Annotated in this window: 18 protein-coding genes; 11 read left to right on the top strand and 7 right to left on the bottom strand. The window is 44.9% G+C overall.

What is annotated here, in order from left to right; translation table 11 throughout:
• Nucleotides 1–163 precede the first annotated feature (163 nt).
• From QEP08_RS05365 to QEP08_RS05380, 4 genes are read right to left on the bottom strand one after another with little or no spacing between them, the layout of a single operon-like run.
• The gene (locus tag QEP08_RS05365; RefSeq protein ID WP_285056452.1) at nt 164–691 is read right to left on the bottom strand and encodes a hypothetical protein; all 528 of its coding nucleotides are present in this window, start codon (nt 689–691) and stop codon (nt 164–166) included.
• Nucleotides 691–1,026 carry an STAS domain-containing protein gene (locus tag QEP08_RS05370; RefSeq protein ID WP_285056453.1) on the bottom strand — a complete coding sequence of 112 codons (336 nt, stop codon included), beginning with the start codon at nt 1,024–1,026 and terminating at the stop codon, nt 691–693. Before QEP08_RS05370 ends, QEP08_RS05365 begins: the two co-directional genes overlap by 1 nt.
• Nucleotides 1,013–2,152 carry a SpoIIE family protein phosphatase gene (locus QEP08_RS05375; RefSeq protein WP_285056454.1) on the bottom strand — a complete coding sequence of 380 codons (1,140 nt, stop codon included), beginning with the start codon at nt 2,150–2,152 and terminating at the stop codon, nt 1,013–1,015. Before QEP08_RS05375 ends, QEP08_RS05370 begins: the two co-directional genes overlap by 14 nt.
• The gene (locus QEP08_RS05380) at nt 2,149–2,685 is read right to left on the bottom strand and encodes a hypothetical protein (protein WP_285056455.1); all 537 of its coding nucleotides are present in this window, start codon (nt 2,683–2,685) and stop codon (nt 2,149–2,151) included. Before QEP08_RS05380 ends, QEP08_RS05375 begins: the two co-directional genes overlap by 4 nt.
• Before the next feature lie 36 nt (nt 2,686–2,721).
• Between QEP08_RS05380 and QEP08_RS05385 the strand changes: the two genes are divergently transcribed.
• Complete coding sequence (locus QEP08_RS05385) at nt 2,722–3,636, top strand: glycosyltransferase family 2 protein (protein WP_285056456.1); 915 nt, start codon at nt 2,722–2,724, stop codon at nt 3,634–3,636.
• A 16-nt stretch (nt 3,637–3,652) separates the two neighbouring features.
• Nucleotides 3,653–4,825, top strand: coding sequence for a glycosyltransferase family 2 protein (locus QEP08_RS05390; protein ID WP_285056457.1), 1,173 nt, complete (start codon nt 3,653–3,655; stop codon nt 4,823–4,825).
• A gap of 1 nt (nt 4,826) precedes the next feature.
• Here QEP08_RS05390 and QEP08_RS05395 read toward each other — a convergent pair whose 3' ends face one another.
• The 3 genes from QEP08_RS05395 to QEP08_RS05405 form a co-directional block, all read right to left on the bottom strand.
• On the bottom strand, nt 4,827–5,387 hold the full coding sequence (locus QEP08_RS05395; RefSeq protein ID WP_285056458.1) for a hypothetical protein: 561 nt from the start codon (nt 5,385–5,387) through the stop codon (nt 4,827–4,829).
• A 325-nt stretch (nt 5,388–5,712) separates the two neighbouring features.
• Nucleotides 5,713–5,964, bottom strand: coding sequence for a hypothetical protein (locus tag QEP08_RS05400; RefSeq protein WP_285056459.1), 252 nt, complete (start codon nt 5,962–5,964; stop codon nt 5,713–5,715).
• Between the two features lie 16 nt (nt 5,965–5,980).
• Entirely contained in the window at nt 5,981–8,161 is a 2,181-nt protein-coding gene (locus QEP08_RS05405; protein ID WP_285056460.1) for a S46 family peptidase, read from the bottom strand.
• 384 nt (nt 8,162–8,545) lie between these two features.
• Between QEP08_RS05405 and QEP08_RS05410 the strand changes: the two genes are divergently transcribed.
• The 9 genes from QEP08_RS05410 to QEP08_RS05450 all read left to right on the top strand — a co-directional run bounded on the left by QEP08_RS05410 (nt 8,546) and on the right by QEP08_RS05450 (nt 17,027).
• On the top strand, nt 8,546–9,022 hold the full coding sequence (locus QEP08_RS05410) for a GAF domain-containing protein (RefSeq protein ID WP_285056461.1): 477 nt from the start codon (nt 8,546–8,548) through the stop codon (nt 9,020–9,022).
• Between the two features lie 18 nt (nt 9,023–9,040).
• Entirely contained in the window at nt 9,041–9,646 is a 606-nt protein-coding gene (locus tag QEP08_RS05415; RefSeq protein ID WP_285056462.1) for a DNA-3-methyladenine glycosylase, read from the top strand.
• Nucleotides 9,647–9,710: 64 nt separating this feature from the next.
• Complete coding sequence (gene kynU, locus QEP08_RS05420; protein WP_285056463.1) at nt 9,711–11,018, top strand: kynureninase; 1,308 nt, start codon at nt 9,711–9,713, stop codon at nt 11,016–11,018.
• Between the two features lie 70 nt (nt 11,019–11,088).
• The gene (locus QEP08_RS05425) at nt 11,089–11,949 is read left to right on the top strand and encodes a bestrophin family protein (RefSeq protein WP_285056464.1); all 861 of its coding nucleotides are present in this window, start codon (nt 11,089–11,091) and stop codon (nt 11,947–11,949) included.
• Between the two features lies 1 nt (nt 11,950).
• A complete protein-coding gene (locus QEP08_RS05430; RefSeq protein WP_285056465.1) occupies nt 11,951–12,850 on the top strand; it encodes a histone deacetylase family protein in 900 nt (299 codons plus the stop codon).
• 3 nt (nt 12,851–12,853) lie between these two features.
• Nucleotides 12,854–14,683, top strand: a complete 1,830-nt coding sequence (gene topB / locus QEP08_RS05435) for a DNA topoisomerase III (protein WP_285056466.1) — start codon at nt 12,854–12,856, stop codon at nt 14,681–14,683.
• Between the two features lie 10 nt (nt 14,684–14,693).
• Nucleotides 14,694–15,776, top strand: coding sequence for an MBL fold metallo-hydrolase (locus tag QEP08_RS05440; protein WP_285056467.1), 1,083 nt, complete (start codon nt 14,694–14,696; stop codon nt 15,774–15,776).
• Between the two features lie 49 nt (nt 15,777–15,825).
• The gene (locus QEP08_RS05445; RefSeq protein WP_285056468.1) at nt 15,826–16,212 is read left to right on the top strand and encodes a hypothetical protein; all 387 of its coding nucleotides are present in this window, start codon (nt 15,826–15,828) and stop codon (nt 16,210–16,212) included.
• Complete coding sequence (locus QEP08_RS05450; protein WP_285056469.1) at nt 16,203–17,027, top strand: hypothetical protein; 825 nt, start codon at nt 16,203–16,205, stop codon at nt 17,025–17,027. Before QEP08_RS05445 ends, QEP08_RS05450 begins: the two co-directional genes overlap by 10 nt.
• Nucleotides 17,028–17,029: the final 2 nt, after the last annotated feature.

Here is a 17,029-nt window from a genome sequence, read left to right on the forward strand (position 1 = left end):
ACCACGATACGCCAAAATCATACCCGTAATCGTTCATGCCGGCAGAAATAAGAAAATACCATTGGTGGATATCCAGGGGTACTTTTATTTGATTTTGCTTTTTTAATTGTTCAAAAAAATGGGGATTTTTTTCCTTCCCTTGGCTGCATTTGAGTAATCTTTTCTACAGGTTTAAATTAACAATATACCTGTTTTCTTTCATCTCCGGATCATACTGGTAAACAAAACTATCAGAAGCCAGCGTAATGATGTAAAATCCAAAATGCTCAGGGATCTGATCCAGGCTTAGCCCCTCAACAAACGGATTTAAAAACTTGAATTTATACCTGTCAAGGGTTTGTATGTGATGGTTATTTTCTTCAGAAAAAGAGATTTTTATGGTCTTGTCGATCTCTTCAAATGGAATTTGCTGAGCAGTAGAACTAAATTCGATCTTCAGCCCTTTTTCAAATTTTTCAATACATACAGTCGGGTGGTCTATTGCTAATTTGATGCTTGAATTTTCATCAGTAGAATGTTTAATAGAGTTGGTAACCAATTCTACCATGATCATTTTAACCCTGCGCTGCTGCGCGAGGTCCAGTTCCTTGTATTCCATTATTGTAGCAAGTACCGTCTTGGTAAAACTGTAAATCTCATCCACATGTTTTGGGATGTCCAGATGCAGTATTATAGGAAGCGTTTTATTCATTAGAATTCTTTAACCGCGTTTTCCAGATCATTGTGTAATATAAAGATTTTGTCCAGTCTGGTCAACTGAAATAAATTCACAATATCATCATTCATATCCGTCAAAATCAATTTGCCGTTGTAGGGTAATAATGCTTTCAGAATTGCCACCAGGGCACCAAGAAAAGAACTATCCAGATATTCTACCTGCTTAAAAGAAATTATAAGTTTCCTTGTACCGCTAGTGATTTCTTCTAAAATCAATTCTTTAAACTCATCAGAATTGGAAAGATTAGCTTCTTTCTCTTCTATGATAATAACACCTATATCACCTGATTGTTGTTTACTTATCTTCATTTTTTATTTTTTTTATGGTAATGATGCTGCAATCGTCTACCTGCGTGGTATTTTTGTTGAATAAAATATAATTAATATCGTCTGCAGATTTCCCGCTTTCTTTTAGCTGATGCAATTTTGATTTAAATATATTAATATCTGAACGTTTTACACCTGCTGTCTCGAAGTCGATCATTCCGTCGGAGATCAGGTACAGCTCATCATTGCTGCCCAGTTCTATTTCGGTTTCATTAAAATTACTTTCAGCAAGAAAGCCGAGTAATATGCCTTCGGACTGATAGCTTTGTAAATCAGCTTTTCCTTTTTCATATTTTAGCAAAGGAAGATCGCCGGCCCCGGCATAGTTTATCTTTTGGGTATCATCATCGATCAGTACAATACTAAGAGTTGAAAATATATCACCCAGCAATTCGTCAAAATGAATGACCCTGTTCAATTTAGCCATAATTTCAGACAATGAAAAGTTTCCGTCATAAACACAAAGCCTGATGGCAGACCTGATATAGCTCAAAAAACTGAATGAGAAGAACCAGGCTCCCCATTTTTTTCCCATCACGTCACCCAATATAATAAAAGTAAAACGTTCATTGACCTGGATGAAATCAATAAAATCACCGCCAGGATGATCCTGGTAGCTGGTATTAAAAAAGCTGACAGAAAAATTCTTCAGGACCGGTGTCGCGGAAGGCGTATTTCTCAGGTTCAGCTTTTCAGCTATCCCCTTGATCTCACTCAGTGATTTTTCATAATGCTGCCTCACGGACCGCATCAGATTGTCGATCTTAGAGAGGATCTGCTTGGCCGGCGTTCCCTTACTGATGTAATCTATTGCCTTTAGGTCAAGTCCCTGCTGTACAAAATTATTGTCATTTACCGATGTAAGGAAGAGGAAGGGGACTTGCTTGAGCAAGTCGTTCTGCAATAATATCCGCCTGAAGTCAAATCCATCTTTGACAGGCATCTGGTAATCGGAAATGATCAGATCGGGAATTTCATGTTTAAGGATCGATTCCGCAATGTCTACAGAAAGGGCTACTTTACAGATATATCCGTTTGATGTCAATAATTTTTTGAAGAGTTCCAACTGCACAATGTCGTCATCGACCATCAGGATTGTTTTGCTCATTTTTTTTGATTTAAAAGAGACCTTATAACAATAAATGTACCCATTGCAATGATGATCAGGGAAATAAGGTCCATCAGCGTTACACCGTCATCAGGCGTAAAGTGAAAGATGGTAAACATTTCGAAATAAGGAGGAGCCGGCATAATGATCATCGCAAACCCCAGTGTGATGAAGAGAAAACCAATGAGCACCCGTACGATTTTCCCCAGGCCGTCGCTGATTTTGTTTTTACTTACCTGTCTGGAGTCCAGGTAATTAGTGTTTAAAATTTGTTCCAGCTGGTCCAGCTGGTCCATTTTTTCCATGCCAGAAAGGCTCAGGTGCTTAATTTCCTGAATGAGCTCACCACCACGCAATTTCTGATCCAAAGCCTTATTGACCCTGATTTTCATCCCTTTGATGTTCTCAGAGTCAATCTCACTTTTTTCCAGAAGCAGCATAAATTCATCTAGTTTTTGAATTAATTGCTCATCTTTAGCATTAAGCTGTTCAAAACGCTGCAGATCTGCTGTAAGTTTGTTTTTATCAGGCAAAATGGTCTATTTGAATGTTAAGCACTAAATAAAATAATGGGTTTGATATCGATTATAACAGTAAATTTCAATCAGCACCAGGCAACTCTGGAATTGCTGAAATCTATTGATCAGCACTATCCTAAAGCTAATATAGAGATAATTTTAGTGGATAACGGAAGTGATATTGATAATGAAGCATTATTCAAAACCGCTTTCCCAAATATCCTTTACATCCGTTCCGCTCAGAATCTCGGTTTTGCCGGCGGCAACAACCTGGGGGTAAAACAGTCCGGCGGAGAATATTTATTTTTTGTGAATAATGATACCGAATTTACCGCCGGACTGCTCGGGACATTGTCCGGAACCTTAGATAATAATCCGCTAATTGGGGCGGTTTCTCCACAGATCAACTACTTTGACGATCAGGCAATTGTGCAATATGCCGGCTTTACAAGAATGAATTACTACACCTGCCGAAATCATTGCATCGGTCAGTTTGAAACCGACCGGGGCCAGTACCGCAACCGCATCTGTCAAACGGGCTATGCGCACGGGGCGGCCATGATGGTCAGACGCGACGCCATAGACAAAACAGGCCTCATGGCCGAAAACTTTTTCCTTTACTACGAGGAAATGGACTGGTGTGACCGGATAAAAAGAGCCGGATACGAGATCTGGATCAATACCAATGCAACCATCTATCATAAAGAATCCCTTTCTGTTGGCAAAAACAGCGCGTTGAAAGAATATTTTATGAACCGCAACCGGATACTTTTCATTCGCCGCAATGCGAAAACCCATCAGCAACTGTTCTTTTTCCTTTATTTCATCACGTTTGTCACGCCCAGGAACATCATTAAATACCTAACTTCGGGTACCCCGGGATTCATCAAAGTGCTATTAAAGGCCATTAACTGGAACCTGACCCACAAAACAAACAGCACAGATCTCGGATATCAATTTAAATAATGATAGCTTTGATCATATGACAACAATTTTTTGGATCTCGGTATTCCTGGTTTTCTATACCTTTTTCGGTTACGGCATACTACTGTACCTGCTGGTTCGCATCAAAAGACTTTTTAAGCCCGCTAAGAGAAAATTATTAGATTTCGATGATCTGCCTGCCTGTACACTAATTGTTGCCGCATACAATGAGAGAGGCCTGATAAAAGAAAAAATAGCCAATACCTTGTCGCTAAAATATCCCGAAGGAAAACTTCAGCTTATCTTTGTAACCGATGGTTCAACAGACGGCAGTCCGGAAATTATAGCTACATACCCGCAGATCAAATTACTCCACACCGACGAGCGCAAAGGTAAAATATCTGCCGTACACCGTGCCATTGAGCAGGTCACATCAGACATCATCATCTTTACAGACGCAAACACCTTTCTCAATGAAGATGCGCTGGCACTGATCGGCCGTCACTACGGCGACCCAAAAGTGGGAGCAGTAGCCGGAGAGAAGCGGGTCATTATCGACGCCGCTGCAGACGCTACGGCAGGCGAGGGCTTTTACTGGAAGTACGAATCTAAGCTCAAGGAATGGGACTCAGAACTGCATTCAGTAGTTGGCGCGGCCGGAGAGCTTTTCAGTATCCGGAAGACACTTTATGAACCGGTACCATCCAACAGCATTTTAGACGATTTCATGATCTCTATGCGCATCGCTGAAAAAGGATACGTGATCGTTTATGAACCCGAAGCCTACGCACAGGAGGACACTTCCGCAAATATTGCTGAAGAACTCAAGCGTAAAGTGAGGATTGCGGCAGGAGGGATACAGTCAGTCATCTGGCTCAGGTCACTGCTCAATCCGTTCCGCTTCCCGGTACTGTCCTTTCAGTACATCAGCCACCGGGTACTGCGGTGGACCATAACCCCCTCGTTAATGATTCTTGCTTTTATACTGAATGTACTTATTGTTTTAGACAGCGGACCTGGTCTTTACCGTGTCCTGCTGGTTGCGCAGGTCTTATTTTATCTTTCCGCTTATCTTGGTAAAATACTGGAGGACAGAAAACTACGTATTAAAATATTATTCATTCCCTATTATTTCTGCATCATGAACTATGCGGTTATGGCCGGACTGTTCAGGTTTTTCTCTGTAGGACAGTCCGTAATGTGGGACAAAGCCGTCAGAAAACAGCAATAACTTAAAATCCTACCGTAATCGTATAGCTGGCGGTCACCTTAGCCTTCAATTCCTTAGTGGTCGGTTTTCTCAATTTAACCCGGATGTCATAGTTAAAAGATGGAGCATTTAAGATATCTTTCAGATCAGCAGTCGGGACACCGCCCGGAACCATGATACTCCCGCTTTTTGCGGATGAATTGTCGGTAACCCTGGCCAATGTGGCCTTTTTTCCTGCGCTGCTGATCTCAACCTGAATCCCTTCAAAATTCCCCAGGTTATTGTCATCCATAATAGGAGTGTCCACAAGTTCAAGTTTAAGGGCTGTAATCCTCAGGTCATTGATGTTGTCAAGCCCGAACTCTCCGGTAACTTTATGCATCTCCTGTTCGATGTCTACCGAAGCTTCAAATGCTCCGGCCACCTGTCCATTATTGGTATTGGAAATAACAGGAATGGTAAACTCAGAACCGGCAGGGGTGATGATGATGTCCCGCTTTATACTTTCCGTTTCTTTGCAGGAAGCAAACACTGTCAGTAAGATGATCGATGCCTTTAACAGCGTGCCTGGTTTTATAGTCATGGGTTGATTTTCATTTGCTTAAATAACGTACAAATATTGAAAATAATATCTACATTACCTACGGTTTTCCGTTATTCGGAAATCATCAGGTGCCGCGCCTTATTTTGAGTAAACCTCCCGGATATTTGGCACTTTTTGCCGGCCATATAATGTTTGGTCAATTGACATATCTTTTTGTAAATCAGATGCATTATTCCTGGTCATTTAAATATTTAATACCACTAATGGCTCATTTAAGGAACATTAATAGGTCAAATCGCAGAATATTATTCTGAATTGTAGTTAATGTATCTATAATACAGTTGATTAAGGTGTTCTATGTCAACTAGTACTGCTGCCTGTTGTATGCCGCTGAAAAATCAGTCCTCATCCCTTTGAAACGTTCCACCACAGTCGCAATAAATGCCTCGTCCAGAATCTGGAATATCTCGTTTACCCCACCCCCACTGAGGTCCAGCTCCGATAGTTTATAGCTTTGCTCGAGCGTTCCCTGCTCAAACTTGACAATGTATTTTTGGTTCATATTGAACAATGTGATCTTACAATCGGGGTGGGGAAGTTCTGCTATTACTCTCATTTTCTGATATCGTTTTTTATAATTTTACACCCATTTCCCTGACCAGGAAATCTGCTTTATCTATTTTGGACGCCACCCATAAAATATAGCGGATGTCTACACCGATCGACCGGCTGTAACTTTCATTCCAGGCATAGTCATTTATAGTGGCGCTGTAGGACCGGTCAAAATTTACACCCACCAGCTCACCCAGGGCATTCATAACCGGCGAACCGGAATTGCCGCCGGTGGTATCCATATTGTAAAGAAAGGCCACTGGTACATCGTTCAAATTCTTCTTTGCGTAAGGGCCAAAATCTTTAGCCTCCCACAGGGTCCTGATCTGTTCAGGGTAGGCAAAATCCGGATTTCCGCTGGAACCCTTTTCTATAATTCCCCGGATGCTGGTATAGGCACGCAGATAGGTCGCATCGGCCGGTTTGTAACCGCGCACATGCCCATAGGTGAGCCTTAGTGTACTGTTGGCATCAGGAATGAAGTTCTTTTGAAGGAACCGCTCTTTTACATTGACATAATCGCCCATGAGCTTGTTCAGCAAGCCCTCCCTGCGGTCTTTTTCCGGACTGAGCTCTGTGATCTGTTTTGCAATCTCTTTCTCAAAGATCATCACACCATCATTATAGTTGGCCACCGATTTGGGTGAAAGCAGTATGGTATTGAACACATACGACTGGTTGTTGAGTTTGCTGATTCCCAGTGTAGTCTCTACATATTGATCGATCACTGTTTTTACATCAGAGCCCCTGCCGCTGATCTTGCCTGCCGCATCCACCTTTTGAGTCAGGTTGAATGCCGCCGCGTCTTCCAGCATCCGCTTAAAGATCATTTTATCGACATCAAAGTCGTAAGACTCATAATTTTTTTCCAGTATCTGTTTCAGTTTTGGCAGGTTCTGCTCAAAGAAAGCCTGCTTTTGTGCCGCAGGCTGTGCGTCCAGAGCCGCTTTAAAAGCATTGATGTTCTTAGCTACTGTGATCAGAGTGGTAGAGGTATAGATTTGCGTAAACCAGAGGTCCCGCTGCGCATCACCGTTGATGATCTTGTACAGGTTGTCAATATCGGCCATCAGGCTGCCGTATTTTGCTTTGAGGCTTACATTGCCATTAATGAACTGAGCCAGACCGGCATCCTCCTTTTTCTTTTGTGAAACGAGGTCTATTCCTTTAAGGCCTTGTATTTTGCCCCTGTAATTTTTGAGCGTATTCGCGTTTCTTTTGATGCGGGTTGCCAGTTTTAGCTCCAGGGTCTTGTCGTTTTTGCCTGCTTTTTCCATAACCCCGTTCTGAAAATCATAAAGATCGGCTACGTAAGGAAGTACAAATTTTTGCTGATATTCGATGAACTGAGCAGGGCGGTGACGATAAGTACGGCCCGGATAACCGAGAATGAACACGAAGTCTTCTTCGTTCGTTCCGTTCGGATTTACCCGGAGAAATTTTTTAGGCTTGTAAGGGATGTTGTCCTTCGCAAATTTTGCCGGAGAACCATCCGGAGCCACATAAGCACGCATAAAAGAGAAATCACCTGTATGGCGCGGCCATACCCAGTTGTCGGTTTCACCACCAAACTCGCCGATCTGCCTGTTGGGCACATATACCAGCCTAACATCCTGTATCGTCTTGTAACGGAACAGCACATAGGTTTTTCCAATAAACATTTCTGAGACTTCGGCTTTTATCGACGGGTCCTTCTTTTCTGCTTCAGCAGCGATGTTTTTCATCGCATCATTGATGAGCTTCAGTCTCGATGCAGGGTCGCTGATTTGTGTCACCGCACCGAGTACCCGGTCAGATACATCGTCGTAACTGTCAGTGATGCGGCAGGTCAGTCCCTTCGCTTCGATTTCCTGTTCCCGTCCTCTGGCGACAAAACCCTTGTTCAGGTAATCATTTTCTGGTGTGCTGGCCAGTTGTACCGCGCTGAACGCGCAATGGTGATTGGTGATGATCAGTCCCTCATTGGAAATAAATGAACCTGTGCAGCCGCCTACATTGACCAGTGCGTCGATCAAACTATTTGCTTTCGGATTGTAAATTTCATTGACGCTGATCTTTAATCCGGCTTTCTTCAGATCGACCTTATGGATCTCGCTGAGCGGAAACATTCCTTCTTCCCAGGGTTTATATGCAGATTGAAGGATCAAAAGCAGGCACAAAGGAATGCTGAGCACCAGGGCTACAAAAGTTTTTTTATGCATATCTGATTATATTTGTAAGTACCTATAAATCATTACTGCAGCTGCAGCGTTATTTCGGCGCTCAAATTTAGTGATTTTAGCGCTACCGGTGTAATTATCAGCGATCATTGCTTTGAGTATTTCACTCATGGCGAACTTAGGTATAACATCCGGAACAGCTCCAATACTGCTGCATATCAGTTCACATACAATAGATGAATATTTAATGTATAGTCCATGTTTTTTCATGAAAACGTGGACTATAGGTGGACTATACGTGGACTATAGGTGGACTATGGCAAAGCAGTGTATCTGTCTATTTGCATTCCAACGTGCATGAGGAGATTAGCTTGACGAAGAATTGGGGGATACTTCGTATTTTTGCTGTACAATATAAAATTAAAAATGGCAGAAGACCTGGTTATTTTAAAAGACACCTCTAAAGAAGAGCAGTACATTTCCCTCATTCCGCAAATTGCTGCACTGATAAATGGAGAGCCTGACCTGACGGCTAACCTGGCCAATATAGCTGCTGCATTAAAAGAGCAGTTCAATTGGTTTTGGGTAGGGTTTTACCTGGTCAGATCGAATGAGCTTGTACTGGGCCCTTTTCAAGGGCCGGTTGCCTGCACCCGGATACAGAAGGGCCGCGGGGTATGCGGCACTTCATGGCAAAGGGCAGAAACGGTAATCGTACCTGATGTTGATGAGTTCCCGGGTCATATCGCATGCGCCTCTGCTTCACGCTCAGAGATCGTGCTGCCGTTTTTCAATGGCAATGAAGTGATTGGTGTTTTGGATGTGGATAGTGAACACCTGTCTCATTTCGATGAGATTGATGCAGTCTATCTCAGGAAAATATTGAACCTGATCAGTATTTAAACGAGCAATTTAAAACCAATGCCTAAACTTCCGTTTTCTTTTTATCAAAATACTGATGTAAATAGCCTGGCTGTGCAGTTGCTGGGCAAACAATTGTTCACCCTTATAGACGGCAGGCTTACGGGCGGCAATATTGTGGAGACCGAGGCTTATAACGGCATTGAAGACAAGGCATCGCATGCCTATGGCGGCCGGCTGACCAACAGGACCAGTATCATGTACCAGCCAGGAGGCGTGTCTTATGTCTATCTGTGTTATGGGATCCACCATTTGTTCAATGTAGTGACCGCACCTGAAGGTGTTCCGCATGCGGTATTGATCAGGGGAGTTGAGCCTGTAGCCGGTCTGGATGTAATGCTGGAGCGCAGGAATATGGCTGCATTGAAACCCAACCTGACCGCAGGCCCCGGTGCGCTGGCAAAAGCACTTGGCATCGATAAAGTTTTGAATGCAAAAGACCTTCTCGGTGACGAGATCTGGATAGAAGATAACGGGGTCATTGTTCCCGGATCATCTGTAGTGGCCTCGCCCAGGGTGGGGGTTGATTATGCAGGTGACCATGCTTTGCTGCCCTGGCGTTATTACATAAAGGGCAACAAGTTCGTAAGCAGGCCCAACAGCTAGATGTCCAAACTAATTCTCATCGACGTATTTTGTTTTCCACACCATTATCGCTAAACCCTCAAAATTGGCTAAGTTTGGACAGATGAATTTTGAGAATAACTTATTATTTGCGCAGGGTCTTGACCAGGCGGACCCATTGAAGGGACTGAGGAATGATTTTCTGTTCCCACAACAAAATGGAAAACCTTTTATTTATTTGTGCGGCAACTCTTTAGGACTTCAACCTAAAGCTGCACGTGAAGTAATGGATGTCCAGATGAACAACTGGCAGAACCTGGCTGTAGAGGGCTGGTTTGAGGGGGACAGCCCCTGGATGTTCTATCATAAGGAGTTAAAAAAGCTAATCGCACCGATCGTAGGTGCCAGTGCGCAGGAGGTGTGTCCTATGAATACACTGACAGTAAACCTGCACCTGCTGATGGTCAGTTTCTACAGGCCGGTAAAAAGCAGGTTCAGGATCATCATGGAGGCGGGTGCATTTCCTTCTGATCAGTACGCTATTGAAAGCCAGGTGCGTTTCCATGGTTATGATCCGGCTGAAGCGATCATAGAAGTGGCCCCGCGCGCCGGCGAATACACCTTGAGAACGGAAGATATCCTTTCGGCGATCAGGGAGAACGGTGAGGAAATCGCTTTGGTGCTATTTGGCGGGGTCAATTATTTTACCGGTCAGTGGTATGATATGGAAGCGATCACTAAAGCAGGTCATGAAGCAGGCGCGGTAGTTGGTTTTGACCTGGCACATGCTGCGGGAAACGTGCCTCTGCAGCTTCATGACTGGGGGATAGACTTTGCCTGCTGGTGTTCTTACAAGTATCAGAATTCGGGGCCGGGCGGGATCAGCGGAATCTTTGTTCACAAAAAGCATTTCGGCGATGCCACTTTGAACAGGTTTGCCGGATGGTGGGGCTACCGGGAACAGCAGCGCTTTAAGATGGAAAAAGGATTTGTACCGGAGGCTGGAGCCGATGGCTGGCAAGTGAGCTGTACCCAGGTGATGCCTATGGCACTGTATCATGCCTCCTTGCAGCTGTTTGAAAAAGCAGGGTTTATAGAGCCATTGCGTGCTAAGAGTAAAACTTTAACCGCATACCTTTTTTATATTGTTAATGAGGTGAATAAACATTTAGGTGAAGTGCAATATAAAATAATTACACCCCCGGGCGAAGCTGACCGGGGCGCACAGGTTTCTATCATTGCAAAGCAAAATGGCAGGTATATTTTTGAGCAATTGGTAGCTGCCAACGTACTGGGCGACTGGCGCGAACCTAATGTGATCAGGCTCAGCCCCGTGCCTATGTATAATTCGTTTGAAGATGTGTTTCGCACCGGTGAGCTGTTGCTGAGCATTGGTAAAGCTCTGCGAATTTAAGTGGCGTATTGAATAATTTTAAATGACATTGGCTGAATATTAGTATTTTTATTCAAAAGGAATTATCTGCATGATCAATTACAATCCCAAGGACTGGGTCAATTTTATATTTCATTTTCACAAGGCGGATACCTTCAGAAAGCTGTGGCCGCTGATGCTGAGTGTGGGCATATTTTCTGCACTGATCGCCTTCTTTGAACTCAATTATTTGAAGCTGGCTGAAACTGCCTATGTTAAAAATATAGGCATGATGCACAATTTGCTGGGTTTCGTAATTTCTATGCTTTTGGTGTTCAGGACCAATACCTCGTACGACAGGTGGTGGGAAGGCAGGAGGATGCTGGGATCGCTGACCAATGTGAGCCGTAATTTTGCGATTAAGATCAAATCTCTGAAACCGGGTGCGGCACATCTGGAGTTTTTCAATTATGCCATACCAAAATATGCCTTTGCTCTGAAAGAACATTTGCGGGAAAGGCAGTATTTTGGAAAGAACAGTTTACTGATAGAAGTGGACGGCGGTAAGCACATTCCAAACCAGGTAGCGGCAAGCATATCGGCCCGGATATTTGAGATGCAGGCCAATGGGGAGATCAGCCAGGAACAACTGATCATACTTAATGCAGATGTTCAGCAATTCACCGATATTTGCGGTGGCTGTGAGCGGATTAAAAAAACGCCGATCCCGTATTCTTACAGTGCATTCATCAAGAAGTTCATCTTCATTTATGTGCTCACATTGCCCATCGGCTGGGTGTTCAGCCTGGGTTATTTTGTGATTCCGATCGTGCCTTTTATCTTGTATGTACTGGCTAGTTTAGAGCTTATCGCTGAAGAGATTGAGAACCCGTTTGGAGAAGATGCCAATGACCTTCCTGTCGATGAGATTTGTGACAACATAGAAAAACACGTGGGGGAGCTGCTCAACTGATATGGTCAAAATAGCCTGGCATCCTTCATATGCTCATCCATTGCCTGAAGGTCACCGTTTTCCGATGATCAAGTACGAACTAATTCCAGAACAGCTGCTGCATGAGGGCCTGATCAGGTCTGATTATCTGTTTGCGCCTGAACCACTGAACGAGGAACTGGTTTTGCTGACCCATGATCCGGGGTACTGGGAACAGCTGCGGGACTTAACTCTACCTGCCAAAGAGCAGAGAAGGATCGGTTTTCCGTTGACTGCGCAATTGCTTGAGCGTGAATTGAGGATAGCCCAGGGATCTGTTGAGGGGGCGCTGTATGCGCAGCAATATGGAATTGCCTTTAATGTAGCCGGTGGCACACACCATGCCGGGAGTAGCTGGGGTGAGGGGTTTTGCCTGCTGAACGATCAGGCGATTGCCGCTAATTATTTATTGAGCAGGGGTTTGGCCAAACGGATCTTAATCATTGATTTAGATGTGCACCAGGGAAACGGAACGGCTGAGATCTTTTACGGACAGCCAGGGGTGTTTACTTTTTCTATGCACGGTGAGAAAAACTTTCCTTTTAGAAAGGAGCGTTCGGATCTGGATATTGCACTGGAAGATGGTTGTGAGGATGATGAATTTTTAACCAGGCTGGCGATTGCACTGAAGGGCCTGCTAAGGGAAAAACCGGATTTTGTGTTTTACCTTTCTGGTGTGGATGTTTTGGAAAGTGACAGCCTGGGCAAACTGGCACTTACTAAATTTGGCTGCAGAGAACGCGACCGTTTGGTATTCCGCTTTTGTAAGGACAACGGTTTGCCGGTACAGGTCAGCATGGGCGGCGGGTATTCGCCCAATATTAAGGATATTGTGGATGCACATTGCAACACATTTAAGACAGGATTAGACATTTTTGAATAGATTATGAAGATCGTTATTGCAGAAAAGCCCTCGGTAGGGCGTGAGTTGGCTAAAGTCTTCGGGGCTACAACAAAAAGGGATGGTTATATCGAGGGCAAGGGATATTCTTTTACCTGGGCATTCGGGCATCTGCTGCAACTGGCGCCGCCCCAGGAATATGGCTATATCGGCTGGAGGAGACAACATTTGCCGATGCTGCCCGCCAAGTTCAAACTGGGCATCCGGAAGATCAGGACTAAAGACGGTATGGTGGAGGATCCCGGGGTAAGGAAACAGCTGGACATCATTAAGAAATTGTTTGACGAGGCTACTGAAATCATTGTGGCAACGGATGCGGGACGTGAGGGTGAACTCATCTTCAGGTATATCTATTATTTTTTGAAATGTAAAAAGCCGTTTAAACGGCTATGGATCTCTTCACAGACTGATGAGGCAATCAAAGAGGGCTTCAGGAACCTGAAGCCGGGAACGGATTACGATACGCTTTTTAATTCGGCACACTGCAGGTCGGAGTCTGACTGGCTGGTGGGTATGAACGCGACGCAGGCATTGAGCATTTCCGCCGGTTCACGTTCGGTATTGTCGCTGGGCAGGGTGCAGACTCCGACGCTGGCCATGATCTGCTCCAGGTTCCTGGAAATCAAAAATTTTATTCCGCAGACCTATTACCAGCTGGCCATACAGCTGGATAAGGACGGGCAGCTGTTCAGGGCCATGTCTGTCAATAATTTCGATAAGAAAGAGGATGCGGAAGCCTTATTTGCGAAGATTGAAGATACGGTTTCAGGTTTTCCGGCGGGAGGAAAGATACTTACTGTCGAAGCTAAGCCGAGGAAGGAACCGCCGCCTTTGCTGCATGACCTGAGCAGTTTGCAGCAGGAGGCCAATAAGCGGAAGGGCCTTACGGCAGACCAGACGCTGAATATCTTGCAGGGTTTGTATGAAAGTAAGCTCGTGACGTATCCGCGTACGGGAAGCAGGTATATCGGTGACGATGTTTTTGCGGGTGTGCCTGCGCTCATTGGTAAGCTGACGGACCATAAAGATTTTGGCCGTCAGGCGGAGTTTTTGCTGACGGCAACTCTGAATAAAAGAAGCGTCAACGCCAAAAAAGTGACGGACCACCATGCGATACTGACCACGGGGGAGTCGCCGTATCAGCTGAGCGGCGATAAACTCGCTGTTTACGATATGGTAGCTGGCAGAATGCTGGAGGCTTTCCACCAGGAATGTGTGAAGGAAGTGACTAAGATCACTGTAGAATCGGGTTCTGTTTTTGTAGCCAATGGCACAGTGATCCGCTCTGCGGGATGGCGCTCGGTATTTAATGAATCCGATGAGGAGAAAAAGGATGAGGAGAACCCTTCTCTGCCAAAGGTAAAGGCAGGTGAGGCGTTGCCGGTGGTCAATAAGGCATTGCTGGAAAAGCAAACCAAGCCGAAGGCGATGTACAATGAGGCTTCTTTGCTGAAGGCGCTGGAAACATCGGGCAAAGACATAGAAGATGAGGAATTGCGGTATGCCATGAAAGACAGCGGTCTGGGTACTCCGGCCACCAGGGCAGCGATCATTGAGACTTTGCTGAACCGGGAATACATCGTCAGGGAAAAGCGGAACCTGGTGCCTACACCGAAGGGACTGGCGGTATATGATGTGGTAAAGGACCAGAAGATCGCGCAGGCCGAACTGACCGGGCAATGGGAGAAGCGGCTGGAGGAGATCCGGTCGGGCGCCTCTGTCTCTGATTTTAAAGCGGAGATCACAGATTATACGAGGTTGATTACTAATGAATTGCTGATGGCTGGTGCTGGATTGGCCGAAAAATTAACTTAGATTTACTGATATGTATGCATTGGTGTTTATTGCCGCTTTGATTTTGCTGGTTGTTTGTGTGCTCAATCTGCCTGCGTTTGGCAGTTTGCCAAAAGGCCTGCGCCTGGCAAGGATCAAAGCGCTGCCAAACTATAAAGATGGTGCTTTGCAAAACTTGTCTTTTACGCCAATGAAGCCTGATGGGGTCACTTATGGGGACATGATAAAGGGCATGCTGAAAGGCAATAAGAATGGGAGGCCGGCAAAAACAATCCCTGTTGTTGCTCCTGATTTTTCTCCGGTATCTGGTCTGAAGGTGATCTGGTTTGGGCATTCTTCTTATTTTTTGCAGGCTGAGGGCTTAAATATACTGGTTGATCCGGTGTTCAGTGAACGGACTTCGCCTTTTTCTTTTATCGGCACCAGGCGGTTTGCCGGAACGGATTTCGTAGCGCCGGAAGATTTTCCGGAACTGGATATTGTGCTCATCACGCACGATCATTATGATCACCTGGACTATGCAAGTATCTTAAAGCTGAAGGCAAAGACCAGGCGGTTCATTACTTCCTTAGGGGCAGGTGCCCATCTCGAACGATGGGGCGTTCCTGCAGACAGGATCACTGAACTGGCATGGGGAGAGGAGGTCATCGCAAATGGTTTGACATTTACGGCCCTTCCTGCCAGGCATTTTACAGGAAGAAGGTTTAAAAGAAACCAGAGTGTCTGGTCGGCTTTTGTATTGCAGACGGCCTCTGCGAGATTGTATCTTGGGGGAGATTCGGGATATGACAGTCATTTTAAAACTGCCGGAGATGTTTATGGGCCCTTTGATCTGGCAATCCTGGAATGCGGGCAGTATAATACTTACTGGCCTTACATCCATATGTTTCCTGAACAAACGGTACAGGCGGCGCTTGACCTAAGGGCTAAAGTGCTTTTGCCGGTTCACTGGGGCAAGTTTACACTGGCCATGCACGACTGGAATGACCCGGTAAAACGGGTGGTAAAAAAGGCTGCTGAAGAAAATTTGAAGATCATTACTCCTTTGATGGGGGAATCAGTTATTTTAGGGCAACAGTATCTGGTTAAGGAATGGTGGCTGGACCTGGACTAGGTGCAAACAATATCGGGAAGAACGTGTTGTAATTTAAATCCTTATTCACATGAACGAGACAAAAACAGACTTTGTTGAGATTTTTCAAACCATCAGGGCTTCTTTGCAGCCCTATGCGGTAATGGGATTTGATAACCGTGTAAACAGTGAGACCACTTATGACCTCTGGAGCAATAAAAATGTAGTGATCGGGGGCAAAAAGAAGGATGAGGTTTTTTTTGCCAGTGTAGTGATTCAAAAAAGTTATGTTGGTTTTTATTTTATGCCGGTTTATGCAGAGCCTGATATGAAACAGGTTTTTGATGAAGACCTGCTGAAACTGCTGAAGGGCAAATCGTGCTTCCACATCAAAAAGCTGGATGAATTGCTGCTTTCGCACATAGAGGACGCGCTGGCTGAAGGGTTTAAGATATATAAAGAAAAAGATTGGGTATAGTACCATTGTGGCACCGGGATGTGCTGGAAAGCTTTTCAGCTTTTAATTTACCTGTAGAACTTATTGAGACCGGTGCCGTTGTATGTCTTTCGTTTGGACAGCGGAATGTGGTGCTGAGCCTGCTTTCACCTGATTGTGTGCCCGATGCGGCCGGTCTTGTTTTGCTGCAGGAGGAATACAAGTCTAAGGGGTTTTACCTGGTTCATCTGTGGGAAGATATCTGGCGGAGCAGAAGGGATCAAGTTGTGGGCAGGGTCGGATCTATTCTGGGGTTCAATGAGCGCATTCACGGACGAAAAACAAATGTCATTAAGATTGGTCAGGAGGAAGCAGATGAGTTTTTTGAAGCGCACCATTTGCAGGGAACGGCAAAAGCAAAATACAGGTTTGCATTGCATGATGGTAAGCGTCTGGTTGCTGTAGCCGGTTTCAGTAACCTGAGGTATATGAAAAAAGGAGGGCCGGAATACAGGTCAGCTGAGCTGATCCGTTTTGCTACACGCACCGGATATACGGTGACCGGTGGCTTTACAAAATTACTGAAGCATTTTATGGAGTTATACCGGCCGCATGATGTAATGAGTTATGCCGACCGTGACTGGTCGCTTGGCCAGGCTTATGAGAAAGCGGGTTTTGTATTGTCTGATGTAACGCCGCCGGCGGAAATATGGCTCGATCTGTTGACGCTGAAACGGTATTTTAGACATCGTCTGCCGGCGAATTTTTTTGAGGAGAGCGTTGCCGACAGGTATGTAAAGATTTTTAATACCGGTAATTTGAAATTTATGTTATACTTGCAATCCGCTAGCGTTTAATT

The organism is Pedobacter ginsengisoli (assembly GCF_030244015.1).
GTDB classification, from domain to species: domain Bacteria; phylum Bacteroidota; class Bacteroidia; order Sphingobacteriales; family Sphingobacteriaceae; genus Pedobacter; species Pedobacter ginsengisoli.

What these genes read in the sequence shown, in the direction of transcription:
- QEP08_RS05365 (WP_285056452.1), bottom strand. Translation starts at nt 691, where the DNA reads ATGAATAAAACGCTTCCTATAATACTGCATCTGGACATCCCAAAACAT.
- QEP08_RS05370 (WP_285056453.1), bottom strand. Translation starts at nt 1,026, where the DNA reads ATGAAGATAAGTAAACAACAATCAGGTGATATAGGTGTTATTATCATA.
- QEP08_RS05375 (WP_285056454.1), bottom strand. Translation starts at nt 2,152, where the DNA reads ATGAGCAAAACAATCCTGATGGTCGATGACGACATTGTGCAGTTGGAA.
- QEP08_RS05385 (WP_285056456.1), top strand. Translation starts at nt 2,722, where the DNA reads ATGGGTTTGATATCGATTATAACAGTAAATTTCAATCAGCACCAGGCA.
- QEP08_RS05390 (WP_285056457.1), top strand. Translation starts at nt 3,653, where the DNA reads ATGACAACAATTTTTTGGATCTCGGTATTCCTGGTTTTCTATACCTTT.
- QEP08_RS05395 (WP_285056458.1), bottom strand. Translation starts at nt 5,387, where the DNA reads ATGACTATAAAACCAGGCACGCTGTTAAAGGCATCGATCATCTTACTG.
- QEP08_RS05400 (WP_285056459.1), bottom strand. Translation starts at nt 5,964, where the DNA reads ATGAGAGTAATAGCAGAACTTCCCCACCCCGATTGTAAGATCACATTG.
- QEP08_RS05405 (WP_285056460.1), bottom strand. Translation starts at nt 8,161, where the DNA reads ATGCATAAAAAAACTTTTGTAGCCCTGGTGCTCAGCATTCCTTTGTGC.
- QEP08_RS05410 (WP_285056461.1), top strand. Translation starts at nt 8,546, where the DNA reads ATGGCAGAAGACCTGGTTATTTTAAAAGACACCTCTAAAGAAGAGCAG.
- QEP08_RS05415 (WP_285056462.1), top strand. Translation starts at nt 9,041, where the DNA reads ATGCCTAAACTTCCGTTTTCTTTTTATCAAAATACTGATGTAAATAGC.
- QEP08_RS05425 (WP_285056464.1), top strand. Translation starts at nt 11,089, where the DNA reads ATGATCAATTACAATCCCAAGGACTGGGTCAATTTTATATTTCATTTT.
- QEP08_RS05430 (WP_285056465.1), top strand. Translation starts at nt 11,951, where the DNA reads ATGGTCAAAATAGCCTGGCATCCTTCATATGCTCATCCATTGCCTGAA.
- topB (WP_285056466.1), top strand. Translation starts at nt 12,854, where the DNA reads ATGAAGATCGTTATTGCAGAAAAGCCCTCGGTAGGGCGTGAGTTGGCT.
- QEP08_RS05440 (WP_285056467.1), top strand. Translation starts at nt 14,694, where the DNA reads ATGTATGCATTGGTGTTTATTGCCGCTTTGATTTTGCTGGTTGTTTGT.
- QEP08_RS05445 (WP_285056468.1), top strand. Translation starts at nt 15,826, where the DNA reads ATGAACGAGACAAAAACAGACTTTGTTGAGATTTTTCAAACCATCAGG.